This is a genomic window from Amycolatopsis sp. cg9, from assembly GCF_041346945.1.
In the GTDB taxonomy this organism is placed as follows: Bacteria; Actinomycetota; Actinomycetes; order Mycobacteriales; family Pseudonocardiaceae; genus Amycolatopsis.
The window spans coordinates 9,129,056-9,153,692 of record NZ_CP166850.1 but is presented as its reverse complement, the minus strand read 5'-3'; the positions used below and the strand labels follow the sequence as shown (position 1 = coordinate 9,153,692).

Here is a 24,637-nt window from a genome sequence, read left to right as displayed (position 1 = left end):
CGCGGGGCCGGCTCCTCGCGTATTCCTCGTGTCCAGGAAGCAACGAGAACGGAGTCATCATGCGCTTTCGCGTGCTCGGGTTGTCCATCGTCGCCGCGGCCGCCATGGCCGGGGTCGCCGCGGCACCGGCTCAGGCGGCTCAGCCGGCTACCGCGTCCCACACCGTCTCGCACCACAGCTGGCACCACTTCGGCAAGGGCCGGACCGATCTGACGCTGGACGCGGCCGCCGCGAAAGCGCTCACGTCGCTGGGCGTCAAGGTGTCGCCGGTCTTCGCCAGGGTCAGCCACCCCGGCGGTAAGACCGTCTTCGGCTTCACCATCGTCGGCAACCCGAACGACGGGACGATCGAGCACGTGGGCGGCCTGCTGCTGCGCGGGGGCGGCAAGTGCCTCTACCTGACCGGCTACACCATCGACCTCAACCGCGGAGTGCTCAGCGGGAAGATCGATTTCGGGACGCGTGCCGACCTGTTCACCATCGGCGCGGCCACCCCCGCCGGTGTCACCCTGGCCCTCACCGCACCGGCGGCGGCGTTGCTGAACAAGACCTTCGGCGTCACCGCGTTCGCCCAGGGCCTGGTCATCGGCTACGGCAATCCGATGATCCGCAAGTAAGTTCTCCGCAGGCGAAGGATCGCGACGGCCGACGCGCGGCCCGGCGGAGCTGACCGCACCGCCGGGCCGCTCGACCGTCCAACCCGGACTCCCGCTCGGTTTCGGGCAGCGTTCCGATATCTCCTGAATCGCACCGTTGCAGGGGTTTCCCTCCGATTGCCGCCGCAGGGGTTTCCCTGATGTGTTCCGGAGGTGCACGGCCATAACGTCGTGCATGTCGGCAACGCGAAGAATTCCGAAGGGAAATCAATTGTTCACATTGCAGAGTGCGACTCCGGCGACGTTGACCTCGGTCGACGACAGCCTGACGTTCGACTCCTCGGACCTGCCCGAAGACTGGGTGACCGCGGCGAGTGAGGCCCACCTGTTCGTGCAGACGGCCGCCAAGGGACTCGCGCAGCAGAACGGCCTGAACATCGGCGACCCGGGGCTCTACAAGAACCAGGGCTGGTTCGACGCGCTGGTTTCGGCGATCGCGAAGTACGCCGACTTCGTGGAGATCGTCGGGGCCAAGGACATCCAGGTCACCAACTCGACGCACAGCGGCTCGATCAACCTCTCGGCCATCATGGGCTCGATCATGAGCCTCTACCTGGGCCCCGCCGCCGCCGCGGAATGGTCGACGCTGAACGACCTGCTCGGCAACGCCTCGGATCCGAAGGTCTCCGACTTCATGAACTTCTGGTGGAGTCACGTCGCCAAGAGCACCAAGGACACCGGCATGAGCATCGGCCCGAACGTGCGGACCGAGGACAACCAGATCCAGTTCGCGGTCTGCTTCTACTCGATGACGCACGTCATCGACGACTGGCGGAGCCTGTTCGTTTCGTCCACGTACGAGGAGTTCGACGTCAGCGCCGGCGGCCTCACGCTGACGATGGACTACGACAGCTACGTCAAGTACGCCCGGCCCGCGGTCCAGGACTACCTGGGCCTCGACATCGCGAACAAGATCCACCACGCGCCGGTGCCGAAAACCACTTTCCTCCGCGGTTCACGGGGCTCGCACATCCTGAACGCGCCCCACCCGGTGCTGGACGGGACGCTGCCCGTCACCCGGACCGCCCACGGCGTCAACGTCGTGGACCCCCACGGGGACTCGATGCTCGGCGGCAACGGCATCGGGGACGTCACCCTCGACGGCCCCACCCTCAAGGGACTGCGGTGCGGTGTCTTCACCAAGCCGCGGCCGGTCGTGGGCAACTCCTACGTCGTGACCGGCACCTACGACGACACGACGCTGCCGTTCAAGTACACGGTGAAGTGCACGCAGACCGGACAGCAGTCGTCCTTCGCCCCGTGACGGCCCCCGGCGCGCGGACGTTCACCCGGAACCGGGTGGGCGTCCCGCGCCGGCCAGGCGCGCCGCGAGCTGGGTCCGGGAGCGCACGCCCGCCTTGCGGTACGCGCGGCTGAGGTGCGCCTCGACGGTCTTCGCGCTGAGGTGGAGCCGATCGGCGATCTGCCGGTTGGTCAGGCCGCTCGTGGCGAGGTCGGCGACTTCCCGTTCCGCCGGGGTGAACCCGTGGTCACCTCCCCGGCGCGGGGTGCCCCGGCCGCCCGTGACCCGGCCGATCCGGTCGGACAGAGCCGCCGCGTGGCACGCCGAGGCCAGCTCGGCGGCCCGGGCCAGCGCGGTCCGCCCGCCGGACTGGTCGGAGCCGTGGACCAGCAGGGTCCCCAGCTGGGTCAGGGCCTTCGCCAGTTCCAGCCGGGCCTGGCTCTGCTCCAGCAGTTCGACCGACTCGGTCAGCAGCCGGCGGGCGTCGGCGAGGTCCGTGGCGAGGGTGGCGGCTCCGCGCAGGGCGGTGCCGATGTGCCGGGCGACACCGAACGACCGGGCGATGCGCAGCTGCTCGGCGACCAGCGCCCCGGCCCGTTCGTGGTCGCCGAGCCGGCGGTACGCCTCGCCCGCGCGCAGCCGCCACGGCACGTCCAGCAGCTCCGGCGCGCCCCACCGCCGGTAACACCGCGCACAGGTCAGGGCGTCGGCCAGCACCGCCCGCGGGTTGTCCTGCTCGGCGCGCAGCCGGGTGCGGGCGTCCAGCAGCCACAGGTCCAGGACCGTGCGCGGCTCGGCCCCGTCCGGGAGCACGCTCTCGTGGATCACCCGGTCGGCGTCGTCCGGCCGGCCCGCCTCGATCAGCAGGTGCGTGGTGACCGCGTCGAGCACCGGTGCCGCGAAGTTGGGCGACGGCAGGCCCGCGCTTCCCCGGGCCACGTGGTCGGCGGCCGGCCCGAGGTCACCGCGCAGGAACGCGACGCGGGCGAGAAAACCCCGGGTGAGGGCGAGCGGGAACAACAGGCCGCGCCGGAGCGCGGTGCCGAGGGCCCGGTCGAGGTGCCGTTCGGCCTCGTCGAGCAGGTCGGCGACGACGAGGGTCTGCACCGCCGCCCAGATCGCGGTCCGGTCCGGGCTCAGGCGGCCACCGGCCAGTGCCTGCCGGGCCAGCGCGGGTGCTTCGGCCGCCGGCGGGCCGGCCAGGATCGATTCCAGTGACAGGTGGGCTTTTTCGACGGCGAGCGACCGCCCCGGTCGGCGGCGGAACGACGCGAGGTGCTCGAGCAACCGGGATCGGGACCCGATGTCGGCCCGGGCCACGCCGACCAGCTCGGCTTCCAGTTCCGCGCCCACCTCGGCAGGCACCCCGGGCGGCAGGTCACCGACGGCCGTGGCCAGCAGCTCGATCGCTTCGTCCGTCGCCCCGCACGCGTTGCGCAGCCGAGCCAGGCTGTAGGCGCACATGACCCGCTGGCCAGGGGTGTCCGCCAGGGACAACGCCGTCCGCAGGTGCTCCTCGGCTTCGGCGGGAGCCAGCCGGTGGACCTCGCAGTTGCCCAGCAGCCGGTTCACCTCCGACCGCAGCTCCGGCGGTGGGGGTTCGCGCAGGGCCCGTCGCAGGTACACGGCCGCGTTGTCCGGCGAGCCCTGTGCCTTGGCTTCGTTCGCCGCCGCCACGAGGGCGGTCACCCGGGCCGGGTCGCTGTCGGGGATGGTTTTCAGCAGATGGGAGGCGATGCCTTCGGCCGGACGACCGGCCTCCGTCATGACCCCGGCCGCCCGCTGGTGCTGTGCGCTGCGTTCGACGAGCGGCAGCTGCGACAGCATCACGTCCCGGACGACGGCGTGGACGAAGGCAGGCGGGTTGTCGTGCTCGAAGATGCCGTGGCCGACCAGGCGTTCGGCCGCCGCGGCCGTCGTGAGCACCGGCAGGCCGGCCTGCCTGGCCACCCACTGCAGGTCCGTGCCGTCACCGAGCACGGCCACCGCGGACACCACCGCCCGCACCTCCGCGGGCTGGCGGCGCAGGCGTGCGACCAGGTGCCGGCGCAACGCGTCGGGACCGGCGGCCGTGACGGAGGCCGCCGCCGTCGCGTCCGGCCGGCGGTCGCTGGAACCCAGGAACCGCAGCAACTCGCGCACCAGCAACGGGTTGCCGGTGGTGATGGCGTGGCACGCGGCCCGCAGCTCGGCCGCCACGTCCCGGCCGAGCACCTCCCGGGCGAGCTGACCGACGGCGGCCTCGCTGAGGCCCTTCGGTTCCAGCACGCGCACGTCGCCGGCGGCCAGAACGTGGTCGATCGGACCGGGCTCCCCTTCGCCGGTCCGGCGCGCGATGACGACCAGGACCGCGACGCTGTCCAACCGCTGCGTCAGGAACCCGAGGAACCGGGACGACGGCAGGTCCAGCCACTGGGCGTCGTCGACGAGGACGACGGCGGGTGCGGTCGCGGTGATGTTGACCAGCAGCCAGTGCAACCCGCTCAGGAGCGGGTACAGCGAGTGGGGCGCGTCAGCCGTGTCGAGGGACGGGGTGAAGAGCCGCTCGGCCGGCCCGGCCGCGCCGGTGAACAGCTCCGTGCCGCCGGCTGCGGCCACCACCGGTTCGAACAGTTGCCGGACGGCACCGAAGGTGAAGTCCCGCTCGAGCTCGGCGCCCCGCGCGGACAGCACAACGCAGCCCGCCGCCCGCGCTGCCTCTCGCAGGTGCCGAAGCAACGACGTCTTGCCGAGCCCGGCGGCCGCCTCCACGGCGACGACCCCACTGCGGCCGGCCACCAGCGCCCGCAACGACGAGTCCAGGACCCCGATTTCGACGTCGCGCTCCAACACCGCACCCTCCACGGCCGCCCCCCAGCGCCGGCGTTCCCCGCACCGAGAGCACAGGTACGCCGGCGGTGTTCCGGGATACCCGGCATCACACTAACGACGTAGCGGGGGATGCGAAGTCCGACGGGGAGCCTCGACCGGCATGGCGCCGACGTGCCCCGTGACCACACACGATCAGCAGGGTCGGCCACCACGGTGGGGCTGGATTGACCAACGTCGAGCAGACCAAGCGACTGCGGCACCGGGGTCGTTCGTGTCACCGGAGGTCTGTGGCGGAGCTGGACGTCGCGGTGTTCGTGTGGAGCGTGAGGTAGACGGCGCGCACCGCCAGGGTGCGTTCGATCTCGTCGATGATCGGGGCGAAGAACTGCTTGCGGTGCTCGGTGTCGCTCATCGAGGTGACCGCGAAGTACATGCTGCCGAACCCGGCGAGCAGGGTGGCGTTGCGCAGCAGGGCGACCGGGACGCCGGGCAGCAGCGGTGAGATCGCCGGTGCCGAGCCGATCCACTGTTCGGCCGCGGCGGGGGTCACGATGATCACGCCGAGGAGGACGAAGAAGGCGAACAGGGCGAGGCCGATGACCGCGGCTTGGACGAGCTGGCGGGTGGCGAGCATCAGCAGCAGGTTGCGCTTCTGGCGTCCGTTGAGGCTGACCGCGCGGACGGGGGCGTCGAGGGTGACGGCGGCGAGCGGGGTGCCGGCGCAGGCGGCGGTCAGCATGGGCGGGCTGAAGTCCTGTTCGACACGACCGGTCTCCTCGCGGAGGCGGGCGGCCGCGGCGAGGACGGTGACCGCGCCGAAGAGGGCGACGACCAGGGTGAGGCGCCACCAGGCGAGCTGGTTCATCAGCTGCCACAGCTCGCCGGTGAAGAAGAGGAACAGGGTGACGAAGAGCAGGACCGGCAGGGCGCGGCCGAGGACCTGCACGCTGTTGCGGAGGTCGGTGACCGCCTGTTTGATGCCTTGGCGGACGAGGGTGCCGAAGCCGTAGGTGGTGGCGACGTAGGTGGCCGCGAAGACGGCGGCGAAGAACACGAGGAACGCGAGCACGCCGAGCGCGCGGGCGCCGGGGAGGGTGATGGCGCCGTCGAACGCGAGCTGCAGCAGCGGGACGGCGATCGGCATCGCGGCGTAGGTGGCCAGGATGGCGACGGTCGCGGCGGGGGAGAAGCGAGGGAGGCGCCGGACGAACAGCGAGATCGTCACCCAGGCCGCGATGGTCACCGCGACGACGACACCGAGCAGGACCCACCGGCCGGAGCCTGCGGTCTTGAGCGGGACGAGCCAGGCGAGGCTGGCGAGCATGACGAAGGCGAGTGCGGGCAGCATCCGGGGAAGGATGTGCTCGGTGAAGCCGTACCCGGCGATCATCGTCGGGGTCCCGCGCCGGAGGAACCAGCGTTCGGTCCGCTGGACCCGGGCCCGAGGTGAGGCAGTCGGCATGGAGGAGATGATTCCTGGCGGCGCCGGCCGGGCCCCGGTCGGCCCGGGTTACCCCGCCGGCGCTGCCGGGCGGGAAAGCCGTTCCTGCGGCGCCAGTGCCGCGGTGAACCGGGTCGCGACCTCCGCGACGGCGGCGCGCAACTCGTCTCCGCCCTGGACGTGGAAGGGGAACGGCACGGCAGCCAGCCATTCCTGCGCGTACATCGCCGGATTGCTGGTGCTGCCCACGAGCAGGCACCCGTCGCCCCACGGTCGAAGCCGTCCCATGGGAGGCGGGATCCAGGGCGCCACCTCGGCGGGCGGGGCGTCGAACACGACGCGGGTGGGGAACTCCCAGCCGGTGCCCAGGTTCTCCTCCAGCGCCGCGACCGGGTCGAGGTCGTCCGGCGGCTCGAACTCGTGCGTGGTCGGCCCGACCGCGCGGACCCGGTCGACCCGGTAGGTGCGGACCGCGTTCGCGCGATGGGAATGGCACAGCAGGTACCACCGCCCGTGGCGGACCACGACCGCCCAGGGGTCCACTTCGGCGTCCCACGTTTTGCCGGTCTCGCTCCGGTAGGTGATCAGCACGCGTCGCCGGGCGGCGACGGCGGCGACGAGTGCGCTGGTGGTGGCCGGATCCGGGTGGGCCGAGCGCCGGTCGGGTGCGGCTGAGGCGTGCTCGCGCAGGGCGGCCGCCTGCCGGCCGGCGTTCTCGGGCAGCGCTTGGATGACCTTGCCGAGGGCCGCGCCGACCGGGTCGTCGGCTTCGGTGGCGGCCGGCTGGCCGTCGAGCACCGCCATGACCAGTCCCAGCGCTTCGGCCTGGGTGAACACGATCGGCGGCAGCCGTGTTCCCCGCCGGAGCCGGTACCCGCCGTGTGGCCCGCGGGCCGATTCGACCTGGATGCCGGCCTCGCGGAGGATCCCGACGTAGCGGCGGGCGGCTCGCTCCGTGACTCCCAGTTTCTCGGCGAGCTGGCCGGCCGTCGTGCCGGGGCGCGCTTGGAGGATCTCCAGGGTGCGCAGCGCCCGGGCGGTGGGACTGAGTTCGCTCGGCACCCGGGCAAGCTAGTCGATCAGACCGTGAACCGGAAGCGGATTGTCCGGAATCGGCTCTAGCGTGACACCCGACCGCACGGGAGAAAGAGACCTGATCATGGACATCCTGCTCATCGCCGGACTGTGGCTCCACGGATCCACCTGGGACGACGTCGCGACCGCGCTCCGGTCGCACGGCCATCGCCCCGTGCCGCTGACCCTGCCCGGCCAGGGCGGCGGATCCACCTCCGCCACGCTCGAGGACCAGGTGGCGGCCGTGCTCGCCGCCGTGGACGCAGCCTCCGGCAAGCCCGTGGTGGTCGGGCACTCGGCTGCGGCCACCCTGGCCTGGATGGCCGCGGACGCGCGTCCGGAAAAGATCTCCAAGGTGGTCCTCGTCGGTGGCTTCCCGGCCGGCGACGGGAAGCCCTATGCCGACTTCTTCGAGCTGCGGGACGGCGTCATGCCTTTCCCCGGCTGGGACCCGTTCGCCGGGCTGGACTCGGCCGACCTGGACGAGGAGGCCAGGCGCGCCTTCGCCGCCGCAGCGATCCCGGTTCCCGAGGGCGTGGCCACCGGCATCGTGCGGCTGACCGACGAGCGACGCTTCGCCGTGCCCGTCGTCGTGGTGTGCCCCGAGTTCACTCCCGCACAGGCCAAGGAGTGGATCAACGCCGGCGACGTGGCCGAACTCGCGCGGGTCGAGCACCTCGACTTCGTCGACCTCGACTCCGGACACTGGCCCATGCACACCCGGCCGGCCGAACTCGCCCGGCTGCTCGCTGCGGCAGCCGATCCGGTCCGACCGGAATCTTCGGTGGGCTGAACGTCCCCGGCGCCCCCCCCGCTGGAGACGCACCTGACGTCGAACGCGGTCAGCTCGACCGGCCATTGTGGACAAGACAGCGGCCGGTTCCGCCCGCTCGGGCGCAGCTGCCATCGGGCTGGGCGTGTCCGTTAACTGGATCGTGACAGCACGACGACGCCGGGGCAACGGACGGCACCGATCCTGGCCGCATGACCGAAACCGAGGGACCGCCGAAATCCGCGAAGCGCGCCAAGACCTCGATGAGCCGTGAACTGATCGAACTGGCCGCTCTCTTCATCGCGACCGGTGTCGCCGATCTGTTCGTCAGCACGTTGTCGCACAACCGGGTCGGGCCGGTCGTGTTGTTCGCCTTGGGCGGGCTGCTGATCCTCACCGCGGCCTGGCGGCGGTGGTGGACGCACCGGGCACCCGTGCGCCGCGCCGTGGCCGCGCGGCCGCCGCAGACCGGGATGGCGTGGCGGGTTCGGGCCACGGTGCGGGACGTGCCGGGGAGCCTCGCGGGCGTGACGGCCGCGTTGGCGGCGCACCGGTTCGACATCGTGGCGCTGCAGGTGCTCACCGTGCCCGACGGTGTGGTGGACGAGTTCCTGGTCCGCGCTCCGGACGGGGCGACCGCGGCGGACATCGCCGCGGTCGCCGAACTGGGTGGTGGCCGGGAGGTGCAGGTCGTGCCGGCGGACGTGCACGAGTTCGTCGACCTGCCGACCCGGATCTTGACGATCGCCGCCACGCCGGAAGCCGATCTGACCGCGCTGCTGCGTGCGGTGCTGGGTGACTGCGAAGTCGAGTCGAAGCTCCCCGCGGGCCGCAAGAGGTTCGGTGAGGGTTTCGACGGGACGTCGGTGCGGCTGGTGGACGCCGATGGCCGTCAGGTGGTGGTGACGCGGCCACTGCTGCCGTTCACCCCCGCGGAGTTCGCCCGGGCCAGGGCCGCGCTCGAGCTCCACAGCCGGCTCGTGCGGAGTCCGGCACCGGTGGCTTCGACGTCCGGTGCGGAGGTGGTCATCCGCCGGGCGACGATCTCCGACGTCGCGGCGATCGATGCGATGCACGTCCGCTGCAGTGCCGAGGCCCGTGCTCGTCGTTACCGTGGCGGTGGCCTGCCGGAGCTGGAGTCCCTGTTGCGGCACAAGGCGACGCGCGTCCTGGTCGCCGAGTCCCCGGACGGCACCGTGATCGCGATGGCGACGCTGGTGCGGAGCGGCCGGTGCGCGCAGCTCGGCCTGCTGGTCGAGGACGCATGGCAGGGCAAGCGCGTCGGAACCGCATTGCTCGACCGGCTGGTGACGCTGGCACGCGCCGAAGGGAGCACGGCGGTCGTCGCGATCGCCCAGGAGGCCAACACGCCGATGATCCGTGCGATGCGGCGCGCCGGCGCCCAGTCCGATCGGGTGGCGCCCGACCTCGCGTACCTCAGCCTGTACCTGCCCGGCCGCGCGGCGATCGCGGCCCAGCCGGGAGACGAACCCGTCGACCGGTCGTGAGTGCGCGAGCTTGACCGGCCGGGCGTCGTGGCAGCGGTCCGCGCTCCGGGAGCCCGGGGAGAGGGGATCAGCCCTTGGTCAGCACCTCGAGCAGTGCCGCCGAGAACTCCTTCGGTTTCTCGATGTGCGGGCTGTGCCCGGTGTCGGCGATGACCACCTCGCGGTAGTCACCGCCCGCGGCGGCGTACCGGTCGAGGACCGCTCTGGTCTGGGTGACCATCGGCTGCGCGGGATGGGTGGCCTCGCCCGGCCAGCCGGGCACCGCGCCGAGCCGGCCGAGGTGGGCGAGGTCGAACATGGAGGTGTCGGACACGATCCGGTCGTCGGCTCCCCGCACCCAGAGGATCGGGGGCTTGCGCTCGATCGCGTCGAGGTCGTCGAGGCGGAAGTGGCCGGGCGCCATGGTGTTGAGCACGCCGCGGGTGCCCGGCGCGACGCCCGGCCACGCGTCGGTCGTGGTGCAGTCGCCGGGGTAGTGGTCGTCGCCGACCCGGGTGGTGAGCATCGACTCCACGAGGTCGTCGAGGCGGGCGGGGTGGAACGGCGGTTTGACGTAGAAGGCCAGCAGCACCTGTCGCGGGGAGAACGGCGACTCGTCCGAGGTGTCGCCGTCCTTGAGCCGGGCGACGAACTCCGGGTTGGCGCCACCGCCGCCCGAGCCGGTGCCCGTCGCGTCGACCAGCTCGCCGTCCGCGCCCTTGGTGCCGCCGAAGCCGTAGGGCGAGACCGGGTTGACCAGTGTCACGGTGCGCGCGAGCGCGGTGTGCTCGCGCAGCAGCTGCAGCACCACGCCGCCGCCCATGCTCCAGCCGACCAGGTGCGCGGCGCCGATGCCCAGCGCGGCCAGCGCGGCGACCACATCGTCGGCGTAGTCGCGCACACCCCGCGTCGCGTCCACCGGCAACGGGTCGGTACCGCCGAACCCGCGCAGGTCCACCGCGATCGGGCGGTACCGCCGCGGCAGGTCGAGCATCGTCTCCTGCCAGAAGGCCGAGGACGAGACGTTGCCGTGGACGAACACGACCGGTTCGCCGTGCTCCCGGCCGGCCACCTCCAGCACGTGCGCGGTCAGCCGATCGGTCGGCACCTTCGCCGAAGTGATCCCGTCGAGGAGTTCGGTCACTGTCGTCCCTTTCACGCCAGCCAGCTCGTCACCTGGGACATCGACGCCGACGCCCAGCCCAGCTGCAAGTGGTTCACCGAGCCGACCAGCGCCGTCGCGGCGAGGTGGCCGATGCCCGTGCTGTTCAACGCGCTGGCCACGAACACGATGCCGTCGCTCGGGCCGCGGTTTTCGTTGAACACGCCGACGATGGTGGGCGAGCCGCCGGCCAGCAGGTACACCGAGACGCTTGCCGGGGTGCCGGCGGACTGGATGGCGGAGATCATCGACCCGGCGTCGATCGCGGCCTGGATGCCCGTCCCGTCGGTGTAGAAACCCTGGCCGCCGTAGTAGGTCGTGTACCAGTCCTGCTGCGAGCCGTCCACGCCGAACGTGCTGTCGAAGCGGGCGAGCATCTGCCGCTGCCCGGGGTAGGTGTCCCAGCCGGCGGTGGGTGTGATCGACAGTTCCGGGTGGTAGGTGTACGCGCCGTAGCAGGTCATCCTGGTGTGCGGGCTCGGCGCGTTGATGTTGACGCCGCACTCCGGCCAGATCGACAGGTCGTGCGCGTAGCCGTGCGCGAACGGGTAGTCGTAGCCACCGTTCGGCCCGCCGAGGGTGATCAGCTTGCGCACGTCCCCGGCGTAGGCCCGTCCCCACGGGGGCTTCACCGAGGACACGTACATCCGGGTGGACAGCTCGCCCTTGCTCCAGCCGACCAGATCGACCTGGCCCACCCCCAGCCGTGACTTGATCAGCGCGATCGCGTCACCGACCTGCTGTGCCTGCTGGCGGTTCTCGCCCTGCTTGTGCGCGAAACCGATGGCGAACACCCGGTACCCGCGCGAGCTGAGGTACTGCATCAGGCCGGTCGACGGGCACGTCGCCGAACCGCACCCGAAGCCGCCGGACTCGTTCGGGTTGGCCCACGCCCGGTCGGGGTTGTCGTTGGCGCCGTGGACCAGCAGCACCGGCGTGGCCTTCGCACCGGTCGACCAGCCGGGTGCGGAATACAGCAGGAACCGCGACGAGGACGGCTGCGCCACCCCGCCGAAGAAGGTCAGCCGCTGCCCGTCCTGGTTGCCCCGTCCGTCCGGCGGATACTGCTCGTCGGCGAATCCCGGCGTGGTGTCGCGGTACCGCTCCACCTTGGCCCACCCGTTGGCGACGGTGCTGAACGTCGCCTCGTTCGTCAGGTAGGCGGGAGCGGCCGCGGCAACCGGCGGTGCCGGCGCGGCGACCTCCGCACCGACGACGATGGCGGCAGCGGCCACGAGGCTGAGCAGGCGCACGACGGGCTCCTCACGACACCGGGAGAACTCCGCAACTATCGGCCACCGGGCGAGCCGGGGCAATGTGTGCCGGCCACGCCTCGCGCGCCTCGGACATGGTCGTGGGCGCCACATCGGGGGAGGGGGCGGCCGCGGATTCATCCTGGCCGGCTTCGGCCACGCCGAAGAGTGGGATCCCGGCACCGAGCGCTGCACCCGCAACGACAGCGGGCCGGTCAGGGGCGGCTCGTCGGGGCACAACACCTCCTCCCGTGGTGGATCGAACTTGCATCGCGATTGCGCTGCGCGCCCCGCTGCCATCGGTGACGATGGGGAAATGGGGCGTTGGACAGCCGGGAAGCGGTTCCGGCAAGTCATGGTCTTCGTGCACGTCGCGGTGTCCGTCGGCTGGATGGGGGCGGGCGCGGCCAACGTCGTGCTCGCGATGACCGCCGGGTACACCGGGGACCCCGGCGTCCGCGAGGTCGCCTATCGGATGATCGAGCGCATCGACGATTTCGTCGTCATCCCGGCGGCGTTCACCACCCTGGTCGGCGGGATCGTGCTCGGGGCGCTGACGAAATGGGGGTTGACCCGGTTTTGGTGGGTGCTGGTGAAACTGGTGCTGACCGTCGCGGTGATCCTCTACAGCACCTTCGGGCTCGGGGCGTGGGTCGAGCAGGGTATCGCCGCGGCCGCCGCGGGGGTGGAGAGCCCGACGGCGGGGCCGCTCGCCTACGGCGCGGCGCTCAACATCGTCGCCTTCCTCGCCATGACTTGGCTGTCGGTCGCCAAACCGTGGGGACGCACCCCGTGGTCCCGGCTGCCGACCAGGGCGCGGCGGCCACGGTTGTCCGAAGTCTGAACCTGCTTGGCGCCATGGACTCGAACCGGCGGATAGGCTTGAAGCACAATGCGTGGCACGACGTCGCCTGAGGCCGGCAACTGCTCGCGACAGGTGCGGACCCGCCCGCCGAACCGAAGTGGCACCTGGGAGCGCCCATGCTCGTCCTGTGCATCCTCTACGGAGTTGCCGCCTTGCTGGGTATCGCCTGGCCGCTCGCGGCGCTCATCGCCGACGCCCGGATCCGGCCGGAGCGGCTGGCGACGGTCGACCTGGATCCGGAACCACGGCTGCTCGGTGTGCTCGGCGGTGGGCCGGGGCGGCTGGTCGACGCGACCGTCATGGAGCTGGTCGACCGCGGCATCGTCACCGCACGCGGCGGGGCGCTGACCGCGACCGGCACCGGGGACCTGGACCTCACCGGCGCGTCCGTGCTCGACGTGGTCAAGGAGGCCGGTGGGGCGGGGATCGCCGAGGTTCGTCGTCAGACCGGTCTGCGCGGGCTGGACTTCGGTGGTGCGTACGGGCACCTGGCCGACCGCCGGCTGCTGGTGCGCCCGATGCGGCGCCAGTGGGAACCGCTCGGGCGTGCGGTCGCCGTCCTGGCGCCGTTGGCACTGGTGACGTACGTGATGATGGCCGCGGGTGACTTCGGGACCAGCGCGTACCGGACCTCGCTGGAGCTCGCGCTCGCCGGATGGGTCGTGTTCCCCGTGCTGACCTGGTACCTCGGGAAACGCCGGCGTGGCTACCGGGGTCCGGACCCGCGCACTGCGCTCGGCTCGGCGTACCTGCGGGCTGTCGACACCGACACCCCCGCCCGCCGGGTCGCCGTGCATGGCTTCGCCGGCCTGGCCGACCAGGAACTCGCCGCGTCGATCAAGGGCAACAGCGAGGACAGCGCCTGGGAATCGCTACCGGACCGCAAGCACGCGCACGGGATCGACGACATCGCCTGGTCACTGCTGCACCCCGCGGGCCGCGAGTACCCACTTAGCACCTGATCTCGGTGCGCTGCGCGGAAACCAGCCGCCAGGCGCCCTCGGCACGGACGAGGACACGGGTGTGTCTGTCGCCGGCGCTGAACTCCGTCGCGGCGAGCCTCGCCGATCACGGATCTCCGCGGACCTCTCACCGGCCCGGTTGGCGGTCGAGGGCTACGCCCGGGCGAGGATCGCAGCCAGGTCGATGGTGCCGTCGGTGATCGCGGTGGCCAGATCGGTCAGGCGCAGGTGGCGGGCGCGGGCGTAGGCGCGCAGGTGCTTGAACGCGTCGTCCATCGAGAGCCCGCCGCGCTGGGCGAGCACTCCTTTCGCCTGCTCGATGACGATGCGGCTGGTGAGCGCGGTCTGCAGCTGGCCGGCGACCTCGTCGCGTCGCTCGATGGACCGGTGCTGCAGGATTCCGATGGTCGCCACGTCGGCCAAGGCTTGCCCCAGCTCCATGTCGTCCTGGTCCGGGTCGCCGGGATGGACGCCGAGGAACGTCAAGACCCCGATGACCTGCTCCCGCAACCGCATCGGGATGGCGTGCACCGCACGGAATCCGCATTCGCGGGCGGCGGCGGTGAACCTGGGCCAGTGGCGCGTCTCGGTGCTCAGGTCGGCGCAGAAGACCGGGGTCCCGCCGCGGACGCAGTCGATGCACGGCCCGTCGTCGGTTTCCACCGCGAAGAGTTCCAGTAGCTCGGCGCGCCCGGACGAGGTCGCGGCCACCCGCAGACCGCCGTCGGGGTCGAGCAGGATGACGCTGGCCGCGGACACCCCGAGCAGGTCGACGCACTGCTCGGTGAGCACGGAGAGGAACTCGGAGACGTCGAAGTCGGCGACGAGGGTGTCGGCGAGCCGGACGAACGTCCGTGACACCAGGCGCTCCCGGTCGCGCGCGATCCGACTGCGGGTTTCGGTGTTCCCTGCCATGGGCGAGCTCCTGAAGTTCGGGCAGCGGTCATGCGGGTGATGTGCCGACGGCGGCGGGGCCGCTGGGGTCCGGAGCGGCGACTCGGGTTCTGCGGCCGCCCCGAAGATTCCACCGGCTCGGGCGAACCCACCCGGGCTACCGGGACGCGGTGGCCGCGGCCTCGGCGCGGTGGCGGCGGCACGAGGTGCACACCATCGTCCGGCCGATCGTCGCGCCGTCGCTCGTCACCAAGCGGGCGACGTACAGCGTTCGGAGACCGCACGCCTCGCACGGGATCGGTTCGGTGTCACGGCTGATGAGCACTCGATTCGGCACTGAGCCTCCTGGCCGGCGTCGAGACGGACGCTGGGCGGCGGCGGGGACTGGGCCAGGCCGAAGCGTTGAAGGATGGTTCACGCGCAACCGCGCAGCGCCAAGGTAGCTCACCGGCGTCGGTGCGATCAACCGACGCCGGTGCCCGGCGCTTTCGTTCACCGGGACGGGGTAGTGGCGGCCGACCCGGCTCAGTGCGTACGGGGGCCGTTCTTCGCGGAGAACCGGAACTCGACGGTCACCGGCAGGACGTCGAGGTCGAGAGCCTGACGCAACCTCGGGAGCCCGTCGGTGCCGAGCCGGTGGCGGATCGTCGTGAGGTCGCCGTCGTGGTCGGCGGTGACCACCAGTGCCATGGCCGGGGCGGCGTGCGTTCCGGCGAGAGTGGCGTGGGCGGCGTGGACGCCGGGGTAGGTCCTGACCTCGGCCACGAACGGCTGGGCCGCGGTGCTCGCCGCCAGCTCGGTGCGCCCGGGTTCCGCAGCCGATTCCCAGTGCCACAAGTGGGTCTTGGGTTTGCGGACCAGCTGCGCGAGGAGCCAGTGCACCAGCGACACGCCCAGGACGACAGCGGTCGCGGCGACGACGTACAGGGCCCAGGTCGGCGGGTTCGCGGTGCCGGGCACGAGCGCGGCGCCCGGTTCGGGCGCCGGGAGCGTACCGAGGTGAGCCGATACGGCGAAGGTGCCGGCGGCGAGCAGTAGCGTTCCGACGAGTGCCAGCAGGGCCCGGTTGAGGCCGGCGGGACGGGCGGTCATGACGTGTTCCTGGCGGGGTGGACGCTGACCTCGACACCAGGTCGGGGGAGCGGGGTGAGCTGGTCGAGCCGCCGTTCGAGTGCCCGGCGGACGGCGTCGGCGAGCCCGTCGGTGCTCGAGCGCCCCGTGGTCACCTCGGCGGAGACACCGCGCCGCCCGAGCCGCACCCTCGCGCGCGACACACCGTCCACTGTGGACGCTGCCGTGCGCAGGGTCGAGCGGTAGCTGCGCCGCGAAGCGCCGGAATCCGGTTCGCCCGCCAGCGGGAGCACGGTGAGCTTGCCCGGCAGCAGTGCGGCCAGCAGCAGGATCACGCCCAGCGACGCCGATACGCCGCCCGCGACGGCGGTGACCGGGTCGTGCCACCGGGTGTCGTGCAGCGTGCGGGCGACGGACCGGTAGCTGAACCAGGGCGTCGTGGCGACGATCATCTGGACGGCCACGACGGCGACCACCACGCAGGCGGCGAGCAGGACGACCGCGGTCAGGATCGCGGGAGCGCTGCGGCGGGTCCGGCGTTTCACCGCACCCTCCTCGTGCCGGCGCTCCCGGAATGCAGTGCGGTGACGGCGATGTCCACCCGGGACACGGTGAGCCCGGTGGACTCGCCGACCCGGCGCAGCAGGTGCCGGCGGGCCGCACCGGTGGTCTCGCCGACCGAGGCGGGGTAAGCGACGGAAAGCCGGACGTCGAGGGTGGCCGTGTCACCGCTGACTTTCGCGGTGACCGCGGCTCCCTTGTCCGGGTCTTCACCGCCGACGGTGACGCCGAGCACGCGGCTCGCGGTGCCCCCGACGCCTTCGACCTCGGTCACGGCGTGCGCCGCTATCCGCTCGACGGTGGTGTCGGAGGTGGTGAGCCGTCCGCGCTCTTCCGGTTCCGGCAAGGTGGTCGTCATCGCGGATCAGCCCCGGTCACGGCCGCTGAGCTGGGACAGGTCGAGCTTGCCGTCGAGCACGCGGCCGGCCAGCAGGCCCAGCGCGCCGAGGACCAGCACGACCAGGAAGGCGCCGAGGCCGCCGAACGCGGCGGCGAACCCGAGCGCGAGGCCGGCGAGCAGGCCCAGCTGGGTGTGGGTCATGGGTTTCTCCTTGCGGTGAACGGCCCGCCGAGGGGGAGCGGGGAACGGGTGCCCGGGGCTTCGACGGTCACGACGATCGCGGCCGGGGGTGCCATGTCTCCGATCCGGACGTGCACCGGGCGGTCGACCGGACCGACGGCGGCCCGGACCGCGGCCCCGATCTCGGCGGCGGAGGCCGGGTAGCGGCCGGTGACGCCGATGGTGATCTCGTCGGGCCGGGCCCGGACACCGGGGATGCGCCGGCCCGGGAGCAGCGTGGCGATCTCGCCGAACCGTCCACTGTGGAGCCCTGCCACGTGCGGGAGGGCCGTCACGGCGGCGGCGATGCGGTCGGCGTCGATCTCGACGCCCGCGGTCACTGGACGCGACCGGTGTCGAGCGGGGCGTCCGCGTCCTCGTCCTGCCCGGGGATGTGCACGTCGGAGACGTTGATGTTCACTTCGACGACGTCCAGCCCGGTGGTCGCCTCGATGGCCGAGATGACGTTGGCGCGGATCGAGCGGGAGAGGTCGGCGATGGACACGCCGTACTCGACGAGGATCTGCAGGTCCACGGCGGCCTGGCTGTCGCCGACTTCGACGGAGACGCCTTGCGAGACCGAGGCGGACGCGCCGGCGATGCGCTCGCGGATCGCGCCGAACGCGCGCGCCGCGCCGCCGCCGAGGGCGTACACGCCGGAGACCTCGCGGGTGGCCAGGCCGGCGACCTTCGCCACGACGGTGTCGGCGATGGTGGTGGTGCCCTGCGTGGAGACCAGTTTGCCGGCGGTGACCTGCTCGATCTCGACGGGGCGTGCGGGGGTCGTGATGGCGGGGGTCGTCATGATTTCTCCTGGGTGGTCCTGTCCGGGGCGGACAGATCGGGGTGGCGTGGTGTGTCCTCGGTCGTCAAGACCCGCCGGCCGCGGGTTCGTCACGCCGCGGCGCGGAGCAGGCGCGCCGGCTTGGCGATCGCCCCGGCCAGCTGCCGGCCGGGGCGCTGCTGCTCACCGGCCAGCGCCGTGAGCACCGAAACGCCACCGGTCAAGGCCGGGATCAGCCACTGGCAGGTGTCGAGCTGCCGCTGGGTGTGCGCGATTTCCGGCGGGGTGGACGCCGCGGGCGTGGTGCCGCCTTCGACCGCCGTGCCTTCGGCGTTCTCGAGTTTCTTGCCCAGCGCCCGGCTGTAGGCGGTGACGAGCAGAGCGGCTCCGGTCAGGGTGAGCTTGGCCGCGGTCTGGGCGGCCACTCCGCGCTGTCCGGCGACCCGGCCGCGGTTCGCTCGCAGCAGAGCCGCGCCGCCCACGAGGTGGGCGCCGATGGCGACGGCGTTCACCGGTGTCCAGCGCGCCCAGCCGGCCGTGGCGGCTTTCAGGCGCATCTCGGCGTCGGGGAGGTCGGCGGCCGCGCCGTTGACGGCGACCGCTCCGGCGAGCGAACCGCCGAACCAGGCGGCCAGGCCGACGTCGTGCATGGCTCGGACGAAAGTGGTGGTCGAGGTCATGATTTCCTTCCGTTGGGGCGCTGCCGGGCCTGGAACGCCAGGTACGCCAGCACCGCGGCGACGGCCGTGGTGATCAGGTGCAGGACCACGTCGGCCCAGTTGAGGTTCAAGCGGTCACCGGTGCCGAAGGACAGCACGAGGACGCTGTACGCGCTCAACCCGGCGAACCCGACCGCGAGGGCGAGTGCGTAGAGCGCGGTGCTGCTGACCTTGCGAGCGGCCACGACACCCAGCACACCGACGAAGGTGTGCAAGAAGTTCAGGAGCGGGCTGACGCTGAAGATCAGCAGGGTGTACTGCGTCGCGTGGGTGCCGAAGGGGCCGGCGGACGTCGATCCGGCGTTGCCGGGGACGAAGAACCCGGCGACCCCGAGGACGAGGTAGATCCCGCCGAGCACCAAGGCGACGAGCCGCACCGGTGCGCGTTGCCACCTTCGCTCGGCGGACGGCCGGTCGGTGCGGGTGGGAGTGGGCATGTCGTCTTCCGTTCCGTGCCGGGCTGCGCGGTCACCCGCGAGGGGGCCGCCGGCGGTTTGCCGGGCGAGGTCGTGGCGACGGTTCGCCGGCCTCACCTGTGGCCGTCGGCCGCGTGCAGCTCGGCCGAGACGGTGTGGCCGAGCTCGTCCCAGCTGGCGGCGAACTTGCCCAGGCCGTCGCGTTCGAGGGTGCTCGTGACGTCCTCGTAGTCGATGCCCAGCTCCGCCAGCGCCTCGAAGTGGGCGCGAGCCGCGGAGTAGGTGCCGATCATCGAATCCCCGGGCACCGAGCCGTGGTCGGCGAACGCGGCCAGCGTGCTGCCGGGCATGGTGTTGACCGTTCCCGGGGCGACCAGCTCGGACACGTACATCGTGTCCGGGTAGGCCGGGTTCTTGACCCCGGTGGACGCCCACAGCGGCCGCTGCGGGCGGGCGCCGCTGCCGGCCAGCCGGCGCCAGCGCTCGGTGTCGAGGGTCTGCTCGTGGACCTGGTGGGCGAGCCGGGCGTTGGCGACCGCCGCCCGGCCGCGAGCCGCCAGCGCCGGGGGAGTGCCGATGGCGTCGAGGCGGGCGTCGACCTCGGTGTCCACCCGGGACACGAAGAAGGACGCCACCGAGTGGATCGCGGACAGGTCGAGCCCGGCGAGCCCGGCCGTCTCCAGGCCGGTGAGGTAGGCGTCGACGACGTCGCGGTAGCGCTCCAGAGAGAAGATCAGGGTGACGTTGACGCTCAGGCCGGCCCCGATCGCGGACGTGATCGCGGGCAGGCCTTCCGGAGTCGCCGGGATCTTGAGCGCCTCGCTGATCGTGGCGGCGGTGTCTTCGGCCAGCCGGGGGTCGACCTCGATGGAGACCCGGCCGTCGACGCCGCCGGTCTCGTCGTGGACGTGGCGCAGCACCTGGCACGCTTCGCGGACGTCGGCCGTGGTGATGGCGAAGACGGCATCGTCGACGTCCGCTCCGGAGGCGGCGAGCTCGCGCAGTTGCGGTGCGTAGCGTTCGCCGTCGGCCAGCGCGGAGGCGAAGATCGTCGGGTTGGTGGTGATGCCGACGACGTGCTTGTCGGCGATCAGTTTGTCGAGTTCCCCGCCGGCGAGCAGTTCGCGGGACAGGTCGTCGAGCCAGACCGAAACCCCCGCGGCGGTGAGCGCGGCGAGCGGGTCGGTGTGCCGGGTGCCGGTCATCGGGCCTCCGTGGCTGGTGGTGTCGGGGCTCGCGTGGCGAGAACACCGCCGGAGGTCCGGGGCGGGGCAATGCGCTGGTCGTGGTCTCGGGTTCCCGTGGGCTGCGGGGGCAAACCGCGGACCGGAGGAGGTGGCCGAACCGGTCCGCGGGTCAGGGGACGGCGCTTCAGCCGGACTCGGGGTCGGTGTCGTCGTGCGCGTCGCCGGACGACGTGCCCTGCTCGCCCCGGGTTTCTTCTTGGCTCTCGGCCGAGTCGGGATATTGTGGGTGCTGCGGATCGGGTGCGGTCATCTGGGCTCCTTCAGGAGGGCCGGGGTGCAGCCGGTTGGCTCCACCCTGCCGTGCGCGGTCAGCGTGCTCGAGCGGCCTGGCGCAGCGGGGCGCTGACCTCGTGCAGGTGCCGCAGGACGTAGTAGTAGGTCTTGAACAGCCCGCACTGGGCGTAGTCGATCCCGTGGTCGTCGCAGAACTTCCGGACCAGCGGCTGGGCGCGGCGCAGGTTGACCCGCGGCATGCTGGGGAACAGGTGGTGCTCGATCTGGTAGTTGAGCCCGCCGAGGGTGAAGTCGACCCACGGGCCGCCGCGGACGTTGCGGCTGGTGAGCACCTGCTTGCGCAGGAAGTCGAGCTTCGTCTTGTCGGTGTAGGTGGGCATGCCCTTGTGGCCCGGGGCGAACGAGCATCCCATGTAGACACCCCACAGCCCTTGGTGCACGGCGATGAACGCCAGCGCCACCGGCGGGGACAGCACGACGAACACCGCGCCGAGGTAGATCCCGATGTGGGCGGCCAGCAGGATCGCTTCGAGCCGGCGGTGCTTGACCTCGTTGTCCCGCACGGCCTGGATACCGGCCCAGTGCAGGCTCAGCCCTTCCAGCAGCAGCAGCGGGAAGAACAGGAACGCCTGGTGCTTCGAGGTCCAGCGCACGAACCCGCGCTTGTCGCCGGTCTGCCCGCGGGTGAAGGCGAGCAGGGGGATGTCGATGTCGGGGTCGTCGTCTTCGTGGTTGGGGCCGGCGTGGTGGCGGGTGTGCTTGCCCATCCACCAGCCGTAGCTCATGCCGACGATCCCGCCGAGGGCGTAGCCGACGCGGTCGTTGGCCCGGCCGCTGCGGAAGATCTGGTTGTGGCCGGCGTCGTGGCCGAGGAACGCGATCTGGGCGAACACCACGGCGAAGAACGCCGCGGTGACCAGTTGCCACCACGAGTCGCCCAGCAGGGCGAACGCCACGCAGCCACCGGCGAAGACGAGCAAGGTCAGGCTGATCTTCCAGGCGTAGTAACCGAAACGTCGGTCCAGCAGCCCTTGCCCTCGTACGAGGCGGCCGAGCGCGCCGAAGTCGTTGCGTGACGCGGCCCGGAGGGCGGCGTCGTCGCTCACAGTTGACACGGTGATGTGAGTCCTTCCCAAGTCCTGCGGGCGCCGGGGACTGGGGCGGCCACTCACTACCGGACCCGGATTCCCGGTCGGGGCCCGCGCCAAACCAGATCGGACCGGTGCGGTCAGGCGAACGGGATCGAGTGCGTGCCCCACCTGGTGATGGTAGACAGCCCGGCGTTGAGCAGGCGCACGACCTGGCTGTGGGTCCACCCGGTTTCGGCGGCGACGGCGGAGATCGGCCGGTGCCGCACCGCTACGGACCAGACGGTGAACCGCTGGCGGGGCGGAAGGAGCGCGAGCTCGTCGCGGGCAACCGCTTCGGCCAGCGCGTTGTCGAACACCGCCGGATCGCGGCGGCGATCGAGGCTGCGCAGCGTGGCCGCCACGGTGACTCGGCCCTGCCGCGCCGCCGCCAGCCGCAGCGCCGGCGACGACGGGGCCGCCGCGGCCGAAGCGGCCAGCTTCGGCACCAGCCGGACGCACAGGCGCGCCGCGGCGGCGCGGGACCGGCCGGTGCGCCGGGCGACGAAGTACACCATCTCGAGGACGCGTTCGGCGTCGCCGACCTCGGGGCTGCGGAGCCACGACGGCTCGGCGGGCAGCCGTTCCCGCACGGTGATCACCAGCTCGGCCCGGCCGAAGCGCGGTGTGCGATACCCGCGGCGTCCAGGGCTGTCCGCAGGCTCCCGGTTTCGGTCAGCACCTGGATGCCACAGCGGTGCTTTCCACCGCGGGCGGTCGCCGCTCGCACGCTCCCGACGACAGCGGCATCGGACAGGGTGCACGCCGACACGTCGAACAGGACCACGCCGGAGCACAGCTCGCACGCTTGCCGAAGTTCCGCCGTCATGGCCGCGGCATCGCCGGGCCGGCTCCCACCGGTGGCGGTGACCTGGATCGCGGCGTCGGCGACCACCGTCCGCAGCACCAGAGGCGAGGCGGGAATCGTCACGTCGCCGAGGCAGGGGTGCACGCGCAGCTGCCGGTCCAGGCCGGTGAGGTGCAGTGGCCGCCAGGACGCGCGCGAGCCGGCAACCACGGCGAAGTGGGTTCGGGCACCGACCAGGTGGTGCGCCGCGGCCAGGATCGTCAGGCCGGCGCAGGCGAGGAACGTCGTCGGGCTGAGGTCCACGACGAGCAGAGCGGGTCGCTGGGCGATGACGCCGGCCAGCGCGCCACAGAAGGTGGAGGTCGTGGAGAGGTCGATCTCGCCTGCCACGGTGAGCACGACGGTGTCCCGGTGGCGGGTCGAAGTGAGCCGCAGCGGCGGCCGGGAACTGTGAGCGAGGCGCGGTCTGGCGTCGTCGCGAAACTCGGAGTGGTCCACGATCAGCTCCTGCACACCGACCTCCGCGGATCAGGGCCGGCTGTCGAACGGTGATCGTCGCGAGCGCGTGGTCTGGGCCCTCCCGGCGCGGTGATCTCAGCGTAACGCTTCGCAGGCGCTCAGGCGACCGCGCCGGCGCTCCGGCCGGTGGGACGGGCCGGGTGTGGCGGGGTGCGAGGGTGTTCGCGGTGGAGGTCGAGTGAGCCCAGCCGCACGACCCCGACCTGCAGCGGGAAGGGGAACACGGCCGCCGCGCGCGGTCGGTGGCCAGATCGGGAACCAGGATGGGGCCGCCGGGGGTGAAGGCGTCCACGCCGGTTCGGTGGCCTACTTCGCAGGCGGAGCGGCCGGCGCCCGGCGGCGTCCTCGGGGCGACCGGGCCGCGGGCAAGATGTCGGTGAGAAGGGACGTCACGGTGTCGGTGATGGTCGTCAGGTCGGTGTTGTCGGTGCTTTCCAGCCACTTGCGGTAGGCCGTGCGGAAGATCTGGCTGCCCGCACTGGCCGCCAGCTCCGCGACGTCGGGGTCGACGCCACGCTCGCGGAGTGCTTGGCGGAACCCTTCGGCCATCTGGTGTTGCTTGATCAGATCGCGTTCCAGCAACCCGGAGTTCGACGCGATCAGCCGGCTTCGCCGGCGCAGGAGGTCTCGTGATCCGAGGTTTTCCCAGTCGTACCCGGCCAAGGTCCGGACGACGGCCCGAAGGGGGGGTTCGAGGTCGGGCGTCTGCCGGAGTTCCTGGACGAGCGCCGCGTTGAGCAGGTCCGCGTCGGCGAAGAGGATTTCTTCCTTGTCGGGGAAGTAGCGGAAGAAGGTCCGAGTGGTGACGCGGGCGCGCTCGGCGATCTGGACCGCGGTGGTGGCCTCGAAGCCTTGTTCCTCGAACAGCTCCATGGCGGACTGTTTCATCCGCTCCTCGCTGCCTTCTTCCCACCTGGGCATGCCGCCAGGATACCCGGGGCGATGACCCGCCGTGACATCATCGCCGAAAAGTGATGTCGCGGCGAGACATCAGTGCTACGGTGATGTCACGCCGAGACATCAGGGCGATCGACGCGCCCTCGAAAGGAGAGACATGCCTCCGAACCCCGCCGCGGCCCAGACGTTCATGGTGGTCGGAACCCTCCGGGACGACACCGACCTCGTGGAATTCGCCGCGCTGAGAGAGGACGAGCACAAGCAGCTGGAGGTGTTGCGCGCACAGGGAAGGATCGGCGCCCACTACGTTTCCCCGGCGCGGCGGGCGACGTTCGTCGAGATCGTCGCCGCCGATCAGGAGCAAGTGGCGGAGGTCCTGGCCACGTTGCCCTTCGCCCGGTTCTTCGACGCCGACGTCTACCCGCTCGCACCCCCGGATGCCCGCTGAAAGGACGCGATCATGAGGGAAGAGAACAACACGGCCGTCGCTGTCTCTCCGCATGGCGTGCCGTTCATGACCGGGAGGGACACTGCGCCGGCGTACTGGGCGTTCGGTGTCCTCTGGGTCGTGCTGGCCGACTCGGAGCAGACCGGGGGAGCGTTCTCGGTGATGGAGCAGTGGATGCCGGCGGACGGTGGGCCGCCGCCGCACGTGCACCCCATCGACGAGTGGTTCAACGTGCTCGAAGGCTCCATCGAATTCCGGGTCGGGGACGAGCCGCCGATGCGAGCGACGGCGGGTGACTCGGTGTGGATTCCGCGTGGAACGGTGCACAGCTTCACCACCCGGAGCGCCGCGCACGTGTTCAACGGCTACACACCGGGCGGGTTCGAGCAGGTGATCATGGGGTTGGGCACGCCCGCGGAGCGGCGTGAACTGCCGCCGCCCGACCTCGGCTTCGATCCGCGCTCCGCGGCGCAGTTGATGGACAACTTCTGGTCGGCGAGCGCCGACACGGCCTGGGCCGGGAAGTGGGCCCACTGAACAATCGGACAGGCGAGCGTCCTCGTCGTCGCCACGGGTGCGGCCGAAGTCCGCGCGCCCGGGGGTGATCGCCGGCGCGGACGCGGCCCG

General features: G+C 71.9%; 29 protein-coding genes. 8 read left to right on the top strand and 21 right to left on the bottom strand.

Going from position 1 to position 24,637, the window contains the following annotated elements; genetic code table 11:
* Positions 1–59: 59 nt before the first annotated feature.
* Both AB5J73_RS41995 and AB5J73_RS41990 read left to right on the top strand, forming a co-directional pair.
* Positions 60–617, top strand: coding sequence for a hypothetical protein (locus AB5J73_RS41995; RefSeq protein WP_370964656.1), 558 nt, complete (start codon positions 60–62; stop codon positions 615–617).
* Between the two features lie 250 nt (positions 618–867).
* Positions 868–1,920, top strand: coding sequence for a hypothetical protein (locus AB5J73_RS41990; protein WP_370964654.1), 1,053 nt, complete (start codon positions 868–870; stop codon positions 1,918–1,920).
* A gap of 21 nt (positions 1,921–1,941) precedes the next feature.
* Here AB5J73_RS41990 and AB5J73_RS41985 read toward each other — a convergent pair whose 3' ends face one another.
* From AB5J73_RS41985 to AB5J73_RS41975, 3 genes are all read right to left on the bottom strand, one after another.
* On the bottom strand, positions 1,942–4,731 hold the full coding sequence (locus tag AB5J73_RS41985; RefSeq protein WP_370964652.1) for a LuxR C-terminal-related transcriptional regulator: 2,790 nt from the start codon (positions 4,729–4,731) through the stop codon (positions 1,942–1,944).
* Positions 4,732–4,984: 253 nt separating this feature from the next.
* The gene (locus AB5J73_RS41980) at positions 4,985–6,172 is read right to left on the bottom strand and encodes a hypothetical protein (protein WP_370964650.1); all 1,188 of its coding nucleotides are present in this window, start codon (positions 6,170–6,172) and stop codon (positions 4,985–4,987) included.
* Between the two features lie 48 nt (positions 6,173–6,220).
* The gene (locus AB5J73_RS41975; RefSeq protein WP_370964648.1) at positions 6,221–7,213 is read right to left on the bottom strand and encodes a helix-turn-helix transcriptional regulator; all 993 of its coding nucleotides are present in this window, start codon (positions 7,211–7,213) and stop codon (positions 6,221–6,223) included.
* 97 nt (positions 7,214–7,310) lie between these two features.
* Between AB5J73_RS41975 and AB5J73_RS41970 the strand changes: the two genes are divergently transcribed.
* Together AB5J73_RS41970 and AB5J73_RS41965 are read left to right on the top strand one after the other, a co-directional pair.
* Entirely contained in the window at positions 7,311–8,018 is a 708-nt protein-coding gene (locus AB5J73_RS41970; protein WP_370964646.1) for an alpha/beta fold hydrolase, read from the top strand.
* A 191-nt stretch (positions 8,019–8,209) separates the two neighbouring features.
* Positions 8,210–9,505, top strand: a complete 1,296-nt coding sequence (locus tag AB5J73_RS41965; RefSeq protein WP_370964644.1) for a GNAT family N-acetyltransferase — start codon at positions 8,210–8,212, stop codon at positions 9,503–9,505.
* A gap of 67 nt (positions 9,506–9,572) precedes the next feature.
* Here the strand turns inward: AB5J73_RS41965 and AB5J73_RS41960 are convergent, their stop codons facing one another.
* Positions 9,573–10,628 (bottom strand): alpha/beta fold hydrolase, encoded by a 1,056-nt coding sequence (locus AB5J73_RS41960; protein WP_370964642.1) that lies wholly within the window; start codon positions 10,626–10,628, stop codon positions 9,573–9,575.
* Positions 10,629–10,639: 11 nt separating this feature from the next.
* Complete coding sequence (locus tag AB5J73_RS41955) at positions 10,640–11,899, bottom strand: esterase/lipase family protein (RefSeq protein WP_370964640.1); 1,260 nt, start codon at positions 11,897–11,899, stop codon at positions 10,640–10,642.
* A gap of 316 nt (positions 11,900–12,215) precedes the next feature.
* Here AB5J73_RS41955 and AB5J73_RS41950 point away from each other — a divergent pair, with 316 nt between their 5' ends.
* Complete coding sequence (locus AB5J73_RS41950) at positions 12,216–12,743, top strand: DUF2269 family protein (protein WP_370964638.1); 528 nt, start codon at positions 12,216–12,218, stop codon at positions 12,741–12,743.
* A 137-nt stretch (positions 12,744–12,880) separates the two neighbouring features.
* On the top strand, positions 12,881–13,726 hold the full coding sequence (locus AB5J73_RS41945) for a hypothetical protein (protein ID WP_370964636.1): 846 nt from the start codon (positions 12,881–12,883) through the stop codon (positions 13,724–13,726).
* A 153-nt stretch (positions 13,727–13,879) separates the two neighbouring features.
* Here the strand turns inward: AB5J73_RS41945 and AB5J73_RS41940 are convergent, their stop codons facing one another.
* The 16 genes from AB5J73_RS41940 to AB5J73_RS41865 all read right to left on the bottom strand — a co-directional run bounded on the left by AB5J73_RS41940 (position 13,880) and on the right by AB5J73_RS41865 (position 23,586).
* Positions 13,880–14,641 carry a GAF domain-containing protein gene (locus AB5J73_RS41940; RefSeq protein ID WP_370964634.1) on the bottom strand — a complete coding sequence of 254 codons (762 nt, stop codon included), beginning with the start codon at positions 14,639–14,641 and terminating at the stop codon, positions 13,880–13,882.
* Between the two features lie 136 nt (positions 14,642–14,777).
* Positions 14,778–14,957: a hypothetical protein gene (locus AB5J73_RS41935; protein WP_370964632.1), complete on the bottom strand. Its 180-nt coding sequence runs from the start codon at positions 14,955–14,957 to the stop codon at positions 14,778–14,780.
* Between the two features lie 188 nt (positions 14,958–15,145).
* Positions 15,146–15,712 (bottom strand): alkaline shock response membrane anchor protein AmaP, encoded by a 567-nt coding sequence (locus tag AB5J73_RS41930; RefSeq protein WP_370964630.1) that lies wholly within the window; start codon positions 15,710–15,712, stop codon positions 15,146–15,148.
* Positions 15,709–16,236, bottom strand: coding sequence for a DUF6286 domain-containing protein (locus tag AB5J73_RS41925; RefSeq protein WP_370964628.1), 528 nt, complete (start codon positions 16,234–16,236; stop codon positions 15,709–15,711). Before AB5J73_RS41925 ends, AB5J73_RS41930 begins: the two co-directional genes overlap by 4 nt.
* Positions 16,233–16,610 carry an Asp23/Gls24 family envelope stress response protein gene (locus AB5J73_RS41920; RefSeq protein ID WP_370964626.1) on the bottom strand — a complete coding sequence of 126 codons (378 nt, stop codon included), beginning with the start codon at positions 16,608–16,610 and terminating at the stop codon, positions 16,233–16,235. The genes AB5J73_RS41925 and AB5J73_RS41920 overlap by 4 nt, the downstream gene beginning before the upstream one ends.
* A 6-nt stretch (positions 16,611–16,616) precedes the next feature.
* Positions 16,617–16,793 (bottom strand): hypothetical protein, encoded by a 177-nt coding sequence (locus tag AB5J73_RS41915; protein ID WP_370964624.1) that lies wholly within the window; start codon positions 16,791–16,793, stop codon positions 16,617–16,619.
* Positions 16,790–17,152, bottom strand: coding sequence for a hypothetical protein (locus AB5J73_RS41910; protein WP_370964622.1), 363 nt, complete (start codon positions 17,150–17,152; stop codon positions 16,790–16,792). Before AB5J73_RS41910 ends, AB5J73_RS41915 begins: the two co-directional genes overlap by 4 nt.
* Positions 17,149–17,616: an Asp23/Gls24 family envelope stress response protein gene (locus AB5J73_RS41905; RefSeq protein ID WP_370964620.1), complete on the bottom strand. Its 468-nt coding sequence runs from the start codon at positions 17,614–17,616 to the stop codon at positions 17,149–17,151. Before AB5J73_RS41905 ends, AB5J73_RS41910 begins: the two co-directional genes overlap by 4 nt.
* 89 nt (positions 17,617–17,705) lie before the next feature.
* Complete coding sequence (locus AB5J73_RS41900; RefSeq protein ID WP_370964618.1) at positions 17,706–18,275, bottom strand: hypothetical protein; 570 nt, start codon at positions 18,273–18,275, stop codon at positions 17,706–17,708.
* Positions 18,272–18,751, bottom strand: coding sequence for a DUF4383 domain-containing protein (locus AB5J73_RS41895; RefSeq protein WP_370964616.1), 480 nt, complete (start codon positions 18,749–18,751; stop codon positions 18,272–18,274). Before AB5J73_RS41895 ends, AB5J73_RS41900 begins: the two co-directional genes overlap by 4 nt.
* A gap of 92 nt (positions 18,752–18,843) precedes the next feature.
* Positions 18,844–19,935 carry a transaldolase gene (tal, locus tag AB5J73_RS41890; RefSeq protein WP_370964614.1) on the bottom strand — a complete coding sequence of 364 codons (1,092 nt, stop codon included), beginning with the start codon at positions 19,933–19,935 and terminating at the stop codon, positions 18,844–18,846.
* A 166-nt stretch (positions 19,936–20,101) separates the two neighbouring features.
* On the bottom strand, positions 20,102–20,227 hold the full coding sequence (locus AB5J73_RS41885; protein WP_370964612.1) for a hypothetical protein: 126 nt from the start codon (positions 20,225–20,227) through the stop codon (positions 20,102–20,104).
* A 58-nt stretch (positions 20,228–20,285) separates the two neighbouring features.
* Positions 20,286–21,326, bottom strand: a complete 1,041-nt coding sequence (locus tag AB5J73_RS41880) for a fatty acid desaturase (protein WP_370964610.1) — start codon at positions 21,324–21,326, stop codon at positions 20,286–20,288.
* Positions 21,327–21,439: 113 nt separating this feature from the next.
* Positions 21,440–21,931, bottom strand: a complete 492-nt coding sequence (locus AB5J73_RS41875; RefSeq protein ID WP_370964608.1) for a hypothetical protein — start codon at positions 21,929–21,931, stop codon at positions 21,440–21,442.
* Positions 21,932–21,936: 5 nt separating this feature from the next.
* Positions 21,937–22,644 (bottom strand): STAS domain-containing protein, encoded by a 708-nt coding sequence (locus AB5J73_RS41870; protein ID WP_370964606.1) that lies wholly within the window; start codon positions 22,642–22,644, stop codon positions 21,937–21,939.
* A 327-nt stretch (positions 22,645–22,971) separates the two neighbouring features.
* Positions 22,972–23,586 (bottom strand): TetR/AcrR family transcriptional regulator, encoded by a 615-nt coding sequence (locus AB5J73_RS41865; protein ID WP_370964604.1) that lies wholly within the window; start codon positions 23,584–23,586, stop codon positions 22,972–22,974.
* A 133-nt stretch (positions 23,587–23,719) separates the two neighbouring features.
* Here AB5J73_RS41865 and AB5J73_RS41860 point away from each other — a divergent pair, with 133 nt between their 5' ends.
* Both AB5J73_RS41860 and AB5J73_RS41855 read left to right on the top strand, forming a co-directional pair.
* Entirely contained in the window at positions 23,720–24,010 is a 291-nt protein-coding gene (locus AB5J73_RS41860) for a muconolactone Delta-isomerase family protein (RefSeq protein ID WP_370964602.1), read from the top strand.
* Positions 24,011–24,076: 66 nt separating this feature from the next.
* Positions 24,077–24,547 (top strand): cupin domain-containing protein, encoded by a 471-nt coding sequence (locus tag AB5J73_RS41855; protein ID WP_370964600.1) that lies wholly within the window; start codon positions 24,077–24,079, stop codon positions 24,545–24,547.
* The last annotated feature ends 90 nt before the right edge of the window (positions 24,548–24,637 follow it).